The organism is Pseudarthrobacter sp. SORGH_AS 212, assembly GCF_030818145.1.
Classification (GTDB): Bacteria; Actinomycetota; Actinomycetes; order Actinomycetales; family Micrococcaceae; genus Arthrobacter.
Window position 1 is genome coordinate 76,722 of sequence record NZ_JAUTAA010000001.1, and the last position, 15,781, is coordinate 92,502.

The window sequence follows — 15,781 nt, forward strand, 5'->3', positions numbered from 1 at the left end:
GTGCGAGCGGCCGCCGGGGCCGGTTGCCTGTCGGGCTATTGGTGTTGCGGCTGGTCCACATTTCGGAGCGGGATGGACGCGGCGATGAGGACGAGGAGGACGATGGCGGTGGTCCCGAGCCCGATGCGGAGCCCGGCCATGAAGTCGTGCCCGGCGAGCAGGGCGCCATAGATCGCGACGCCGAGGGAGCCGCCGACCTGCCGGGCGGTGTTGATCACGCCGCTGGCCGTCCCCGCACGTTCCGCCGGGACATGATCCATGACGAGGGCGATGATCGGGGGGACCGTGAAGGATCCGCCGACGCCGACGGGCACCATTGCCAGTGCCACGAGCAGCGTCGGCGCGTCGGCTGGCAGCAGCCACAGGCCGGCCAGGCCAACGGCCATGAGCAGTTGGCCGGCAGCGATCATGGCGACGCTGCCGTACCGGGTCATGAGCCGGGCCGCGAGTGGGTTGAGGAGCGCGACCAGCCCGGTCATCGGGAGGAAAAGCAGCCCTGTCTGCAGGGCTGACTCGCCGCGGAGTTGCTGGAAATAGAGGCTTTGGAGGAAGACGACGCCGTAAAACGCGGCCATCGTGACCACCGCGATGGCCAGCGTAGTCGAGACCGTCCGGGAACGGAACAGGTCCAGCGGCACCATCGGGTGCCGGCCGCGGGCCTGCGCCACTAGGAAGGCCATCGTCGATGCAGCGAAGGCAGCGAACAGGGTGAGGATTTCCGGGCTGCCGTAGCCGGCTTCGGCGCCTTCGATGATGCCGTAGGTCAGGCTGGCCAGGGCCAGCACGGCGGTGATCTGGCCCAGCCAGTCAAAGGGCATGGGTCGCCGGGGCGAGGGAGCGACGCGTGAGAGGACGAACATTGCGGCCGCGCCCACGGGAAGGTTGACGAAGAAGATAAGGCGCCAGTCGATCTGGGTGAGGACGCCGCGGAGCACGGGACCGGCGGCGGCGGCGACGGAGCCACCCAGGCCCCAGTACACGATCGCCCGGCCACGCTGGGCCGCGTCATGGTAGGCCTCCCGAATGAGCGCAAGGGAGCTGGGCGTGATCATGGCCGCGCCGATGCCTTGCAGGATGCGGCCGGCGATGAGGAAGGCAAGGCTTGGACTGAGCGCGCATGCTGCCGAGGCGACGGTGAACAGGATCATGCCCAGTCCGTAGGCACGGCGGGCCCCGGCCCGGTCCGAGAAGGTTCCGGCGAACAGTTGCAGGGCCGAGAACATCAGGGTGTAGCCGGTGACAATCCACTGCAGGCCGGACAAGCCGCCGCCCAGGTCGTTCCGGATCGCGGGCAGGGCGACGTTGACGATCTGGGCATCGAGGGCCACCACGAAGAAGCCGAGCATGGCCACGGCGAGGGAAGCGCGGGGCCGGGCCGTAATGCTCGGAGGGCTGACAGCAGAGGAAGACATGAGTGCTTTCAGGTAACGGGAAGAGCGAACTCATTCAAGAACACCAGTTCCTTCCCGTGCGCGGGAGTACCTGTTGTGCGGTGTACTGCCAGTTCCTGTTACGCCGACCCGGCGCCGCCGTACCGTAGGGGTCATGGAAAACAGTCAGGACGTCCGGGAGTTCCTCATGAGCCGCCGGGCGCGCATCACCCCTGCCCAGGCCGGGCTGCCGGCCTACGGCGGGACGCGAAGGGTCGCCGGTCTCAAGCGCGAGGAAGTCGCCATGCTTGCCGGAGTAAGTACCGAATACTACGCCCGGCTCGAACGCGGGAACCTTCGCGGAGTCTCCGACAGCGTCCTCGAAGCACTCGCTGCCGCCCTCCAGCTCGACGAAGCCGAACGCGCCCACCTGCTCGACCTCGCCAAAGCCGCCGCGCCCCCACGGTCAGCAGGGACCCGCAAAGCCCGGGCAGACGTGCGTCCCAGCATCCAGGGGATCCTGGCCGGAATGACCGGCACACCCGCATACGTCCGGAACTCCCGCATGGACATCGTCGCCGCCAACAACCTCTGCTTCGCCCTCTACTCCGGCATCCTCAGCCCCGACACGCTGCCGCTGAACCTCGCCCGGTTCATGTTCCTTGACCCCCGCTCACAGGACTTTTTCGTGAAATGGGAAACCATCGCCGATGACCTCGCCGCCGCCCTGCGCACTGAATCGGGACGAAACCCGCGCGACCGCGCCCTGAACAGCCTCATCGGTGATCTCGCCGCAGGAAGCACCGAATTCTCCGCCCGCTGGGCACGCCACAACGTCCGCTTTCACCGCTCAGCCCGCAAAACACTCCATAATCCGCTCGTCGGCGACATCGAGCTCACCGGCGACTCACTCGAACTCCCCGGAGACGGCCTGGCAATCATCGCCTACACCGCGGAACCAGGCAGCCACGCCCAGGAACAGCTCGCGTTCCTAACCAGCTGGAGCAGTACGAACATGCGCCCAGTCGAGACGGTGGTGGACCACTCGAAGTCGACACGGATGCTCCCGGGCCGGGACCCGCGGGACTGACGTCCGGAGACAACCGTGGACATCGCAGGGCCACGAACCGCGGCTGGACCAGGGCTGCCGACCTAACTGCCGGTTCTGGGGGCCAGGAGGATCTGTACCGCCTCGATCCGCCTGCCCAGACCCGTGGTTCCCGCCGTACCGCCGTCGGCTGCAAATGACTGCCAGCCCTCGTCCTGCACGTGGGCGCGGTAGTAAACGGTGTAGTGGTTCGCCAGCTCACCGGTGAGCCTGACTTCAAAAGCTTCCAACCGTCGCCCCTGCCCGGTGGTGCCGATGGGATTGGCCGATGTGGTCCACGGCTGCCAGCCGATGTCCTGCACATGTCCCCGCCACTGGATGCCTCCGGCGTAAGCCGCGCTGGCCACGGTAAGACGCAGCGCCTCAACCCGAAGCGCCTGGCCTGTGGTCCCGGCCACCGTGCCATCGGAGACGTTCGTCGTCCATCCGATGTTCTGCACGTGTGCGGCATACACGGCAGTGAACGCCGGGGCCATCTTTGGAACCAGATCGATGGTTACCGCTTCCACCCGCAGGCCCTGCCCGACGGTGCCGGCCGTGGCTCCGTCAACGGCGTAAGGCTGCCAGCCGACGTTCTGCACGTGGGCGCGGTACCTGATGCTGTACTGCGTGGCGAGATCCCCCGTCAGCCGCAATTCCAAAGCCTCCAACCGCAGACCAAGACCGGTGGTCCCTAAGGGGGACGCCGCCGTCGTCCATGGCTGCCAGCCCATGTTCTGCACATGCCCGCGCCACAGAATGTCGCCGGACAGGCGGTCCCCTGCCACGGACAGGCGCAGTGCCTCCAGCGGCAGTGACCGGCCGATGGTCCCTGCCGTGCCGCCGTCGGAAACGCTGGGCTGCCAGCCGATGCCGGCGACGTGGGCCTGGTAGACGCCCGTGCAGGTCATGTCGTAGTCGTAGGTGCCGTCCGTCCATTGCGTGAGGTGGACGGTGCCGCCGGAGAAGCTGGGATTCACGCAAAGGTCGGAAGCTTCACTGGCGAAGTCGAGGCGCCCGGCCGGTGACCATACGGGCACATCGGGAAGCTGCCACGATCCGGTGATGGCCTCCCACGCGCTTTGATAGGAGTAGAAGCCGTGTGGGAACCCAGCGTCCGCCAGTGCGACCAAGAGACCGGAGATGACGTACCGGTTCTCCTGCCGCTCGGCTGGCGAAGTACTGGGCCACGGCTGCTGCGGGCGGGGCTCGACATCCACCCAGATCCGCTCCGGCCGCCATCCCACCCTGGCGAGCGACGCGAGGGCCGCGCGCCCCTCCGCGTACCCGACGTTGCGCAACCGGTCCGGCCGGTTGGTTACGGGGTACGGTCCGCCGCCGCCATACGTGTCGTATTGGGCGGTGGTGGGGAACGTGGCCATGGCGTACGCCTGGGCCCTGACGCCCCGGTCCAGCACCCACTGGTACTGCTGCTGCAGGCAGGGATTTTCGGTAAAGGCGAGCCCGCGCGTCAGCCCCACCACTACGAACTCAGTGTTCTCAGGCGGCATCGGCAGCCCGCCGGGGCACTGCGGCCACGAGATGTCATGTCCATAGTCGACTGCCCGGGCAGGCGGAGCGAACAGCACCCCGAAGGCGAGCACCAGCAAAACCGCCAGGAGCCGGGGCATGGATGCCCGGGAGCGGCGGCCAGGTTGAAGAACACCAAGGCTGGCCATGATGGCCCCCCTCATTCAAAGGATGACCAGAATTATCCCACCCCGGGTGCGCCGCTGCCAGCGGTGGGAAGCAATCCGGAGACGGGAAATCTGGCGACCTTGCCACCCGGGACCTCCCCTGCCCCTCTGCGGGCGGGAATCGGGGTCTACAGTTGATGCATGGCTCTCAGCCGCAATCCGCTCGACGACCTGCGCGAAACCATCGCCCACCTGACCGATCAGCTCAAGCTGCCCGGTTCGGAACGCGTTGACGACCTGATGGGTGACCTGATGGGCTCCAAGCCTGGGCCAGCCCGTCCGCTGGCCGAACTGCAGGCCGAGCTCGACGCACTGGTCGGACTGGAGACCGTAAAGGAACAGGTACGCGCCCTCGTCGCACTACTCCAGGTCCAGGCCCGCCGCAAGGCGCACGGCCTGCCGGAAGTGGCCACCTCACAGCATTTGGTCTTCCTGGGAAATCCGGGCACGGGCAAAACCACAGTGGCCCGGCTCCTGGCCGAGATGTACCGGGCCGTCGGGCTGCTGCAGAAAGGCCACCTGGTGGAGGTGGACCGTTCGGGCCTGATCGGGCAGTATGTCGGCCAGACCGCCATCAAGACGGACCGGGTGATCCGGCGTGCGCTGGACGGCGTCCTGTTCATCGACGAGGCGTATGCGTTGGCACCGGAGGACGGCCGGATGGACTTCGGTCCCGAGGCGATTGAGATCCTGCTTAAGCGGATGGAGGACCACCGCCACCGGCTGGTGGTGATCGTGGCCGGGTACCCCAGGCTGATGGAGTCCTTCCTGCTCTCGAACCCCGGACTGCGCTCCCGGTTCGCCCGCGAAATTACCTTCCCCGACTACTCCGTCGACGCTCTGCAGACGATCTTCCACCAGATGCTGGCCCAGCACGAGTACACCCTGGAACCGGGCGCGGACCAGATGCTGCGCCGCATCTTCACAGGACTCCACGCGAGCGAGGACTCCGGCAATGCTCGGTTCGCCCGCACGCTGTTCGAGCAGGCAATCAACCGCCAGGCACTGCGGCTCTCCCTCGATGAGGAACAAAGCCTCGACGCGCTCGACCGTGAGGCAGTCATGACACTTACCGTGGACGACATCGTCCAGGCCGCGCTGGCTTTGGGCGAAGAACCGGAACCCGAACCGGAACTGGCGCCGGAGCCGGAGCGGCCTCGGTGGTGGCGCTGGCTGCTGGCCTGACCACGTTTGAATACTGCCGGACCTGGCCGCCACCTGGGGCGCCGGGCGCGCCGGGCGCTCAGCTCATACTCGGGCGCAGGCTAGGCAGTTCGCTGCCTGCGGTTCCTCCGGAGTCTTTTGATGATAAGGACCAGGCCAAGGGGAATGGTGAATATCAGCAGGAAGAGGGCACCGATTCCGCGGACGGAAACGCCGCTGCTGTCGTAGCCCACAACGACGGCCTTACCGGGATTCGATTCACTGTAGATCACGGTAACGTCCCCGCCGACCGTGGGGTGCTGGTCATGGTCCACGGAAGCGAAGGTCGAGTAGCCGGTGCCGTCAGCCGCAATGTACTCCACAGTGATTTTCCGGTTCGACGCTTTCCGGACGTCGTCAAAGTCCACAATGGAGCCGGTGGCGTGAATGCCGGTGCGCGCGAGTTCCTCATCCGAACCGGCCATCGAGGAGCCGATCCCGATCAGCGTCGGTCCCGTCAGGAGCAATATCGTGACGAACGCGAAGCCTCCCAAACGGGCCAGGAAGGTCTGGCGTTTTGGCGGCGGGACGGCGTCTGGGATGCTCACGGCGTCCATTCTTCCTGATGCCGATTGAGATAAGGGCCACGGGGGACGTAGCGCATACCAGGTTCCGGCCGCGGTAGAAGAATTTTGAATTTGGTTGGCGCCTTGGACTGTATCTGCCCGCTCACTTCAACAGTGCCCGCACGCAGCGAGACCTTTTTTTGAGTAATGGCGGTGTTCCGGCTGGAATCAGTCCTTGAATGGTTGGACCACCACGGCTTCCCGCTCATGCCTTCATACCGGAAGGCAACCAGAGGCACGTGTGGGTCCTTCCCAGAACTTGTGGTGCGGCGAAACCTTGCTAGGGTACTAAGCACACTTAGTATCCAGTTTCGGCGGAGGACTGCTAGGTTTGCCCACCCAAAGGAGAAGCACCGTGCCAGAAGAAGCAAGCACCAATATTCCCGGCGTCCCGGCAAGCGAACCGGCCGGCCTGGAAGAACCCACAACTCCGCGGGAGCCCCTGCCGCCGAAACCGGACCAGCGGGGACCTGAGGCGGTTTCGCCCACGGGAAGCCCCACCGGGGCGCCGGAGACGGCACGCGCCCAGTCGGGCCAGTACCTGACCACCGCCCAAGGTCTTCGCCTCCGCGATACCGATCACTCGCTCAAGGCAGGCTCCCGCGGTCCCATCCTGCTGCAGGACCACCACCTGCGCGAAAAGATCACCCACTTTGACCACGAACGCATTCCCGAGCGCGTCGTCCACGCCCGCGGCGCCGGTGCCCACGGCGTCTTCCGTTCCTACGGCACCGCGGCGAACATCACCCGCGCGGGCTTCCTGGCCAAGGACGCGGAGACCCCGGTTTTCGTCCGATTTTCCACCGTGCTCGGCTCCCGGGGTTCTGCCGACACCGTCCGCGATACGCGCGGATTCTCGACCAAGTTCTACACGGACGAGGGCACCTACGACCTGGTGGGCAACAACATTCCCGTCTTCTTCATCCAGGACGGAATCAAGTTCCCGGACGTTGTCCATGCTGCCAAGCCGCACCCGGACCGGGAAATCCCCCAGGCTCAAAGTGCCCATGACACCTTCTGGGACTTCGTTTCCCTGCACACCGAGGCACAGGCACACACCATGTGGAACATGTCAGACCGCGGCATCCCCCGGTCCTACCGGACGATGGAAGGGTTCGGCGTCCACACCTTCCGGTTCGTCAATACCGAAGGCCGCACCACGCTGGTGAAGTTCCACTGGAAGCCCAAACAGGGCGTCCATTCCCTGGTGTGGGAGGAAGCGCAGATCATTAACGGCATGGATCCCGATTTCCACCGCCGGGACCTCGCCGATGCCATTGAGGCTGGCGCCTACCCCGAGTGGGAACTCGGCGTCCAGACCTTCCCGGACACTGAAGACCAGATGTTCGAAGGCATCGACTTGCTTGATCCCACCAAGTTCGTCCCCGAGGAACTGGCACCCGTCCAGCCGATCGGCGTCATGACGCTCAACGCCAACCCCACCAACTACTTCGCTGAGACGGAGCAGGTGGCCTTCCACCCGGGCCACTTGGTTCCGGGCATCGACGTTACGAATGACCCGCTGCTGCAGGTCCGGCTTTTCTCCTACCTGGACACCCAGATCTCCCGCCTCGGCGGACCCAACTTCGGCCAGATCCCCATCAACCGGCCCCAGGCCCCGGTCAACGACATGCTCCGCGACGGGATGCACCAGCAGGCCGTCCACGCCGGAGTCGCCCCGTACCGGCCCAACTCGCTGGACGGCGGATGCCCGTTCCTCGCCGGAGAAGATGTCGGGGCTTTCATCGACGTGCCCGAGGAAGTGGCCGCCGCCATCAAGGAACGCCGGAACCCCGCCTCCTTTGATGACCACTACAGCCAGGCAGGCCTGTTCTTCCGCAGCCTGAGCCCGGTGGAGCAGGACCACGTCATCCAGGCGTACACGTTCGAACTCGGCAAGTGCTACGAGAAATCCATCCGGGAACGGCAGCTCGCAGCCCTTGCCAACATCGACGCCGGACTTTGCGCCGCCGTGGCCAAAGGCCTCGGCCTCCCCGCTCCGGAGGCGACGGTACAGGTGTCTTCGTCCGAGGCCAGCCCTGCGCTCTCCCAGATCGGCAAGACCTGGCCCGTTGCCGGCCGCGTGGTCGGGATCCTGGCCGACGAGAGCAGTGACCTCGCTGCTGTGAACACGGCACGCCAGGCCCTGGACGCCCAAGGCATCGTCCCGCTCGTCATCGCGCCGGCCGGCGGATTCATCGGACAGGAGGACGACGGCGGGGTCCCCGTACAGCGGACGTACCTCACCGCACGCTCCACGGAGTTCGACGCCGTCATCGTCGCCTCGGCAGCAGCCCCGGCGCCCGTCGCCGCACCCGGGCTCGATGCGAAGGCCGGCGCTCCGGGCGGCCGAGTGGATCCGCGGGCCACGCTCCTGTTGACCGAAGCGTTCAGGCACGCCAAGGCCATCGCGGCCCTGGGTGAGGGCTCAGCAGCGCTGACCGCCGCCGGCATACCGCAGGACGCTCCGGGAATCGTTGCCAGCGACGACGCCGAAGCCCTGGTTACGGAGCTCAGCGGACTCCTGGCAGCCCACCGGGTCTGGGACCGTTTCCCGGCCCAGACCGCCTAAGCAAAACCCAGCTCAGAAAGGGAGCGGCCGTCCCTCACCGACGGGCCGCTCCCCTGCTGTGTGTATTCTGTGGTGCCAGGGTTGCCAGCCGGCGAACAGCCAGGTGGAGCGATACCCGGCCGGGCACACGCAGACCCACCCCGGCCGTTCCGGTGATGTTAAGCGGACGCATCCAAAGCTTGAATCGTCCAAAGGTCCCTGTTTTTGTGGGCGTGGCAGTCGTACGCTGTCCACAACCATCGGACGTAGGAGGCACCCTTGCGCACACTAAAGCCGGCAGTTGAAGCGGAACAGGTTCACCATCTGGCGGAACCCTTCCTACATCAAGTGGCTAAAGGCAAGGAGTGGGCCACTCCTGGAGTGCAGGTTGCACTTCAGCGGGCCGTGGCAGGGCTGGACGCTGGCATCGACTCCGCCTCCCCCAGGCTGCAGGCGCTGTTGCGGCACCTTGCAGACGAACTGGCCGACGGGGTGGAAACTTTGACGCCACGGGTGCAGGAACAGTTGAAACACCTGCGAACGGGCACCTCGAACCAGGTCGTGGAAACCGCCCCCGTGAAGACCCGTTCACCTTTCGCAATGCTGTGGTGGAGCATTGGGTTGGCTGTCCTGGCGGGAGGCGGCGTCGCGATATGGCGTTCCCGGCAGGCGGCCAAAGCCGAGCCGGCCACTTCGCTGACCGAGCGGGAACCTCCCGCCACAGACCCCGATACCGATCCCGACCTTGCTGCCGGCCGCATGTAGATGCGGGTGCCTGGAATATGGGAGCGGAACCACAGCGCCGGACCCGAGGGCCGGGCAGTGATGAAAGGCCCGCAGCTTTTCAGGATGATCGGCGACCCCAGAGGGCCGGAAGTAACCACCGCCATGTTGTCGGACGACGAACTGGCCAAGCTGTTGGACGCCCTGTACCGGCACTTGGACGCTGACGAGCCTGCGCCGAGCGCAGTCTTCTGGTACGAGGCGGCGCTTGAGGAAAGCCTGCGCCGCGCCCCTCGGAATACCTAGGTGCACTCGCCGTACCGACCGGTCTGTCTGCCGTCGGGTAAGGTGTGCTGGTGATGGAACATCTTCAGCGCCCTCTTCCGGGCCCGGCAACCACTCCCACCCAGCACGCGGTGTCTTCTGCGGGTGCACGTGACCGCATTTTGGGGGCCGCTTACGAGTTGTTCGCGCAGCGTGCCATCCGCGATGTTGGGATTGCTGAGCTGATCGCGCGCGCCGGGGTTGCAAAGGCTACCTTTTACGGACACTTTGCGTCCAAGGACGAGCTGGTCCTCGCGTTTCTGGAGCACTGCCATCAGGAGCTCACGGTCGAGGCAATCATCGCCGAATGCAACCGCAGATCGGATGACCCGGCAGCCAAGCTGTTGATTATTTTCGATGTCCTGGATGGATGGTTCCGCCAGGATGGCTTCCAGGCCTGCGCTTTCGTCAGCACAATGCTGGAGATGGGTCCCGATCATCCGCTTGGCAAGGCCTCCGTCGGCTATTTGGCCGAGGTGAGAGCCTTCATGCGGACACTCGCCCAGGAAGCGGGCCTCGACCAGCCGGACGTTTTTGCCCGGTCATGCCACATCTTGACCAAGGGCTCCATCATCTCCTCAGTCGAGGGAGACCGGGAGGCAGCTGTGTTCGCCAAACGGATGGCTGTTTGCCTCATCAAAAGTCATGGGGGCGATGTCGGCGCTCTGGCCGGTTCCGACTTCGCTGGTTCTGCGGCGTAAGTGATGCCTTCCGCGCCGGCTTCAGGAACCGTCGGCAGCGTCTCCGCCGGTCATGATTGGAATTTCCCGCCCCTGGACCGCTTTCTCCGGGACTGCATCACTGTGGACTATTCCGCTGATTATGGCCTCACCAACGATGAGATGTATGGGCTATACGTCAGCTGGTGCGTCCTTCAGCGGCAGACACCACAACCCAGCGAACCCTTCTGGCACGCGATGTCCGCGTTGCCGCTGTGTGCACACCGACGAAACCTCGATGGAACCTTTTGGCCGGGACTCAGGATGACCGGACCCGCTGCCGTGGACTACATCCTCACGAGCAGACCCTTGTTGTCCTGATAGCCCCAACCTGCCAGCCCCGCACCCCAAGGGGAGCCTCTGCTCCCGGGCTTGCCCACGCCCCCTGACTTGAAAGCCCCCAATGCCCTCTGATCCGGACACCTTGAGTTTCGCGCTGACGTACGGCGGAACCCTGACGGTGGCGCTGCTCATGCTCATCGGACAACTGGCAGCGGTCAGCATTCTTTTGATCCTCGCCGGAACAGTCGCATTCGTGGCGCACTCCGTGAAAGCCATTGCACGATCCATCAAAAGACCCGGCAGGACTCAGGCGTAGGTCCCTCGACTGCCGGCGCAGGCCTGCGCCCCGCCACGTCCGGACAGATTGGCCCTTCGGCAACTCGCTCCGGCTGCCCTGATCGGGGTGGGCAACACCGGCCTCACCCACCATTTTCGGACGCAGCAAGGCCCCCTCGGGTCGCTTTTGGAGGGGGCCCCGTTGCGTTCAAAGTCCTACTTGCCGGCGGCGAAGCTGCTCACGCACTGCCCTTGGTTCCTGTACACGGGCGACGGGCTCGTTTTCCAGCCATCGTTGAAGCATGCGTCCTTACCGGTGGACACCGTCACCCGGTACTCCTTGATGGTTCCGTCCGGGGCAGTCACGGTGACTACCGCCGTCGGGCTTTCCGCCGTTGCCTGCCGAACCGTCACCTTGGCGTTCATGTCCAGCGGGTAGCCGACGACGGCGGGAGTCGCCGTCGAGGTCAGCGACCGGTAGCTGGTGGTTCCGGGGTCAAAGCCAACCACTGATGCCTGATTGACGAGGAGCCTGCCGAGATGGGCGAGCCCGGCGTCAGCCAGACGGGTTCCAGCGATGGCCACCTCGGCGACCTTGGTGTACGAGGCCGTGGTCACGAAGGACACCCTGACGCCGCGCGTGGTCACGGGATCGAAGGAAACCGTAGTGGGTGATGTGATCGAGAGGCCATTCACAGTCCCCACCGATGTGTCCTTCCATGCGCCGGCGGCATCCTGGTACTGGACCTTGAGGCTTGTTGCAGCCTTCTCCGCAGACGTGACGGTCACAGACGAGACGGAGTACTCACGGGCGAAGCCATAGCTCAACGAGTCACCTGCACGGCCGCCGCTCACCCAGTTGGACCAGCGTGTGGATGGGTTGGCATCGCAGGTGTTCCTGGCGATGTAGGAGCCTTCGGTGTAGGAAGCTGTGGCTGTCGTGGCGGGGTCGTCCTTACAGATGTTGGCTACAGGAACGCGGTCCACCACAATCACGGTCAGGGTTGCCGGGAGCCCGTTGGCGGTTCCGGCAACTGTCACCTTACCCGGGGCTTGCAGCGAGGACTCGGCCACGGAGGACCAGTCCCAGCTGACGGACAGCGGGTTCCGGGCAGGCCCATCCGCGATCTGGCCAGGAACAGTAGCGGGAGCCGAAGCCTGCACGGCAGCCGGCGATTCGCCAACACCAACAGTCACCGAGACGGGATCGGTAGCAATGTAGGCACCCACGGTGATGGTCAGGACAGCTTCGAACGTCTGACCGTACGGGTCCACGCCGGAACCGTATACCGTCACTTTTCCGGCTTTCTGCCAGGAGGCAGCGTCAACGGGCGTCCACGTCACGGCCAGTGGCTTGCCGGGTCCGGCCTCATAAACGGGAGTGACGGTGGCGGGCAGAACGGGAGCTGTCCCCACGGGCGTGCTCATCTCAACGGGCGAGACACCCAGCAGCTTCAGATCGGCGATGTCCGTGAAGGCCCATGCCTGATGTGGGCTAGCCAGAGCTGTTGCAGTGGTGCCCGTTGAGGAGGCCAGGGCAACTGGTGTCCCAGCTGCTGTTTGGTTCCCAGAAACCTGAAGGGCAATGGCAGCGGCGGCATTCACCAGGGTCCACTGCTTGCCGTTTTCCGAAGTCACTATCCACTGTGCAGAAGGAGTGGCCTGGGCCTGCTCCAGCGTCAGGGAAGCAAGCGAAGCCGCCCCGCCCTGGCTGCCGTTCAGCACGCCTCCGTTGCCGGTAAGAACCCGCCCGTCCGCGCCGGTAACAACCCAGCGGCGGTCGTTGGCGAACTCGTTGCCGGAGTTCACTGCTTTGAAGGTCCAGATCTGCGGGGAAACACCCGCTGCATCCGTGCCAAGATCCTGGATCGATGCGCCGGTGCCGGAGCCCGCAGTCAGGTACTTGCCGCTCGCTTCGCCGCTGAGGTGGTAGCTGTGGCCGTCCTGCACAGGTGCGGCGTCGTCCGAAACTCCACTGACGCCGTCGACGACGAACGTCACCACGGACGCTGCAGGAACTTCAAGCGTCGCGGACTTCATCGCGGTATCCACGGCCACCGGGGTGCCCTCGACCAAGGCGTTCTTCTCGATGTCGTCCAGCGGCGACTTGGTGGTGACCACAGGCGTGACCTTGGCACCGGGCGCGATGCTCCCGAAGCGGCTGAGGTCTATGGTGACCTTTTCCGGCGTCGGGGTGTCATTGAAGTGGACCAGCGTGGCACCGTTGCCGTCGGCCCGGAGGGCGCTGGCGGTTTTGGGGTCGTTGTTCTGGATGAGGAAGTCGCCCGGCCGGATGTAGTGCGTGAAGTTCCGGGTGGTGTTGTATTTCTGGTTGGTCAGGACCTTGCACTTGGCGGCGTCCGGGGTGGCGCCATCGTTGATGCGGCGGTTCGAGTAGCCTTCGCGACCCGCGTAGTTGCAGTCGAAGTCGACGTAGATGGAGCCCCAGCCCTTGTCTGCCTTCTCCTGTTTGTACGTGTCCTCCACGGGCTGCCAGAACACCCAGGCATTGGGATCGAGTTCGCGAAGGTCATTGACCATTCGGCTCGCGATGCCCAGGCCGTTGGTGATGTTGGAGCGGTCCCAGCCGCTGGTGGAGTCACCCAGAGCGGGGTTTCCAGTCCAGAAACCGCCCACCTCACTCATCCAGAGCGGCTTGTCCGTGGAGCTTGCCAGGTCCCGGACACGGCGGCGATCGTTGGTCCCATACGTGTGGACGTTGAGCTGTGCCACGGCGTCTTTGGCGTCCTGGCTGTAGCCGTTCCAGTTGGTCATGAACTTGGTGGGGTCGGTCTCGTCCATCGCGGAGATAACCGCGTCAGTGCTGCCCTTCGCCAGCTCAGCGGCGAGCAGTTTGGTCACGCGGTCCTGGGCCGCCGGGTATATCAGCGCGCCCTCCTGCTTCTGCGTGTAGGTGGTGGGTGGCTTTCCGGTGGCCGCATTGATGTCAGTGCCCCAGTAGCCGGAGTTGGGCTCGTTAAAGGGATCGATGGTGTCCACCTTGATCCCGCTGCCCTTTTCAAGAAGTTCGACGGCGTGGCGCATGTAGGCGGCGAACTTGCCTTCCGCTTCGGGCAGCAGATTTTCGCCCTTGGCGGTGTTGACCTGCCCGGACACGTAGCCGCTCTTGGTCATGAACCACGGCGGCGAGTTGCTGAACGCTTCCCAGTGCGTGATCTGCTGGTCCTGGGCCAAACGCTCCACCCACCAGCGCTGGTTCTGATCGGCATCGGGGTTGAAGGACGCAGGATCGTCCGGGTTCCAGGCCTTGAGGAAGGCGAGTTTGTTGGCCTGGGTCTTATCGACACTTCCGTCCGGGTTATACAGGTCCGACGCCGGCTGGCCGGGTGTCGCTTTAGCCACTGGCTTCCACCAGCCCTCCACTGCGCTGCCATCGTTGAGGTAGTCCTTGACGTCCGAGGCATTGCCGCCGCCCACGTTGTAGCGGGCAATATTAAGGTTCAGGCCGTCCTCACCAAAGACCTTCTGGTACAGCTGTTCGCGCAGCTCCGGTGAGTATCCCGCGGTCGCATTCGCGAACCAGACAAGGCTGGTGCCCCAACCTTCAAATGCTTCGCCGCGGCTGGCCGGGTTCGGGGTAATGGTGACGGCAGTTGAGTCTGCTGCCTTGGCTGCCGGAGCTGCCGGCAGGAGTGCCAAGCCGGCGGCTGCGGTCACGGCTGCTGCCAGGGCGGCGACTGGCCTTCGGATTCTGTGTGCTGATAACGCCATGGAGGGACCTCATCGTCGGGGTGTCGGGTGCTGTGTGCCGGGCGGTTCAGGAAGGCCGGGCACCCCGAGACTATGAGCCTGATGCCGGGGCCACAATGCACTCGAACATGCTCGAACAAGGTTGATCCGAACCGTTCTGAGTACATCCGCAGGAACCGCGCTCATGCCAAACCTGCCAAGCCAGGTCCTGCGGCGCAGCGCCCTAAGGCCTACCCTCGAGCCGCGAACAGCCGCGGAACGCTGTGCCCGAGGTGGGACTCGACGTTCAGAACTTCCAAAGCCAGGGAACCTGCGCAAACGTGCCGTTTCCAGAGCAGTACGCGGGCCCTATACGCCGGTCGGTCCTGTACACCTTTTTGGTCGGCAACATGGATACAACTGGCCCCGTGATGCTGGTGGCGGCGGTGCACCGACGTATTGGGACTCAGGTTTGGAGTGCTTCCGGCCCAGAAGCCAGCGTTATGTCTTTCAGACCTGAGGCGTCGGCAAGGACGTTCACCGGCAGGTCGTCGGCTACGAATTCCAGCATGATGTCTACGTGCTTGCCGCTTGCGAGCAGAACGTCCGCGACCGCCTCCCAAAGGTATCTCCGCGCGGTAAGTGGCAGCCGCTCTGTATTCGGCCACCAGGAGAAAGCATGCACACCCATCACGTGCCCGATCACTTGCTGCAAAGATTCCAGGGCCTGATCGTCGGTCAGGCCTACGGCGGGCTGCCAGTACGTGCCGACGATGGGCCGGTCCACGCGGCGGGAGAAGTTCGAGGGTGCTGCCAGGGGAATCCGTCAACGTGGAGCCGTGGTACTCGAAAGCGACGGTCCGTCCCCGGGCCTCCGCGAGCCCGGCGATACGCCGCGTGTCATCGACCACGGCGTCCCACTGGGCTGCGGTCGCGTCGGCAGAACCCAGATCACCGGCCCAGATCCGGATCCTGGGTGCATCCAGTGCTCCGGCGAGGGAAAGGACGTCCTCAAAGTTCGCGAAGGATCCGGCGCGGTAATAGGAGCCCAGGGACATGACGCGTAGCCCGGCGGCCAGCGTGGCCCTGCGGGCCTTGGCGGCGGCGCCGATGTCATCAACGTGCACATCCGAACCCCACTCGATTCCGGTGAGTCCTGCCGCAGCAGCCGTGTGCACCACGGCGTCAACGTCCAGGGCGCGAAGGGTCACCGAGCACATTCCGGGACTCAGCGTCATATCCGGCACCTTCCCCCTGTTCGTCTGCTGCTTGACGTCCATCGTATGTTGGTTG

12 protein-coding genes and 1 pseudogene are annotated in these 15,781 nt (G+C 65.0%); 7 read left to right on the top strand and 6 right to left on the bottom strand.

Annotated elements, in window-relative coordinates; all coding sequences use genetic code 11:
* Positions 1-35 precede the first annotated feature (35 nt).
* A complete protein-coding gene (locus tag QE394_RS00335) occupies positions 36-1,412 on the bottom strand; it encodes an MFS transporter (protein ID WP_349033463.1) in 1,377 nt (458 codons plus the stop codon).
* Between the two features lie 133 nt (positions 1,413-1,545).
* On the opposite strand from QE394_RS00335, the gene QE394_RS00340 reads away from it, so the two are divergent.
* A complete protein-coding gene (locus QE394_RS00340) occupies positions 1,546-2,460 on the top strand; it encodes a helix-turn-helix domain-containing protein (RefSeq protein WP_349033464.1) in 915 nt (304 codons plus the stop codon).
* A 62-nt stretch (positions 2,461-2,522) separates the two neighbouring features.
* Here the strand turns inward: QE394_RS00340 and QE394_RS00345 are convergent, their stop codons facing one another.
* Complete coding sequence (locus tag QE394_RS00345; RefSeq protein ID WP_349033465.1) at positions 2,523-4,136, bottom strand: hypothetical protein; 1,614 nt, start codon at positions 4,134-4,136, stop codon at positions 2,523-2,525.
* A 159-nt stretch (positions 4,137-4,295) separates the two neighbouring features.
* Here QE394_RS00345 and QE394_RS00350 point away from each other — a divergent pair, with 159 nt between their 5' ends.
* Positions 4,296-5,339, top strand: coding sequence for an AAA family ATPase (locus QE394_RS00350; protein ID WP_056078719.1), 1,044 nt, complete (start codon positions 4,296-4,298; stop codon positions 5,337-5,339).
* An 80-nt stretch (positions 5,340-5,419) separates the two neighbouring features.
* On the opposite strand, the gene QE394_RS00355 is transcribed toward QE394_RS00350, so the two are convergent.
* On the bottom strand, positions 5,420-5,905 hold the full coding sequence (locus QE394_RS00355) for a DUF3592 domain-containing protein (RefSeq protein ID WP_349033466.1): 486 nt from the start codon (positions 5,903-5,905) through the stop codon (positions 5,420-5,422).
* Positions 5,906-6,278: 373 nt separating this feature from the next.
* Here QE394_RS00355 and QE394_RS00360 point away from each other — a divergent pair, with 373 nt between their 5' ends.
* The 5 genes from QE394_RS00360 to QE394_RS00380 all read left to right on the top strand — a co-directional run bounded on the left by QE394_RS00360 (position 6,279) and on the right by QE394_RS00380 (position 10,838).
* The gene (locus tag QE394_RS00360) at positions 6,279-8,495 is read left to right on the top strand and encodes a catalase (protein WP_349033467.1); all 2,217 of its coding nucleotides are present in this window, start codon (positions 6,279-6,281) and stop codon (positions 8,493-8,495) included.
* 360 nt (positions 8,496-8,855) lie between these two features.
* Positions 8,856-9,239: a hypothetical protein gene (locus QE394_RS00365; RefSeq protein ID WP_235501484.1), complete on the top strand. Its 384-nt coding sequence runs from the start codon at positions 8,856-8,858 to the stop codon at positions 9,237-9,239.
* A gap of 84 nt (positions 9,240-9,323) precedes the next feature.
* Positions 9,324-9,503, top strand: a complete 180-nt coding sequence (locus QE394_RS00370) for a hypothetical protein (RefSeq protein ID WP_235501483.1) — start codon at positions 9,324-9,326, stop codon at positions 9,501-9,503.
* 53 nt (positions 9,504-9,556) lie between these two features.
* On the top strand, positions 9,557-10,222 hold the full coding sequence (locus QE394_RS00375; protein WP_349035353.1) for a TetR/AcrR family transcriptional regulator: 666 nt from the start codon (positions 9,557-9,559) through the stop codon (positions 10,220-10,222).
* 421 nt (positions 10,223-10,643) lie between these two features.
* The gene (locus tag QE394_RS00380; RefSeq protein ID WP_261620388.1) at positions 10,644-10,838 is read left to right on the top strand and encodes a hypothetical protein; all 195 of its coding nucleotides are present in this window, start codon (positions 10,644-10,646) and stop codon (positions 10,836-10,838) included.
* Between the two features lie 176 nt (positions 10,839-11,014).
* Here QE394_RS00380 and QE394_RS00385 read toward each other — a convergent pair whose 3' ends face one another.
* The 3 genes and pseudogenes from QE394_RS00385 to QE394_RS00395 form a co-directional block, all read right to left on the bottom strand.
* Positions 11,015-14,530 carry an Ig-like domain-containing protein gene (locus QE394_RS00385; protein WP_349033468.1) on the bottom strand — a complete coding sequence of 1,172 codons (3,516 nt, stop codon included), beginning with the start codon at positions 14,528-14,530 and terminating at the stop codon, positions 11,015-11,017.
* A 424-nt stretch (positions 14,531-14,954) separates the two neighbouring features.
* On the bottom strand, positions 14,955-15,275 hold the full coding sequence (locus QE394_RS00390; RefSeq protein WP_349035444.1) for a hypothetical protein: 321 nt from the start codon (positions 15,273-15,275) through the stop codon (positions 14,955-14,957).
* Positions 15,276-15,351: 76 nt separating this feature from the next.
* Positions 15,352-15,768: pseudogene (locus QE394_RS00395) on the bottom strand (sugar phosphate isomerase/epimerase); the annotation flags it as partial.
* Between the last annotated feature and the right edge of the window lie 13 nt (positions 15,769-15,781).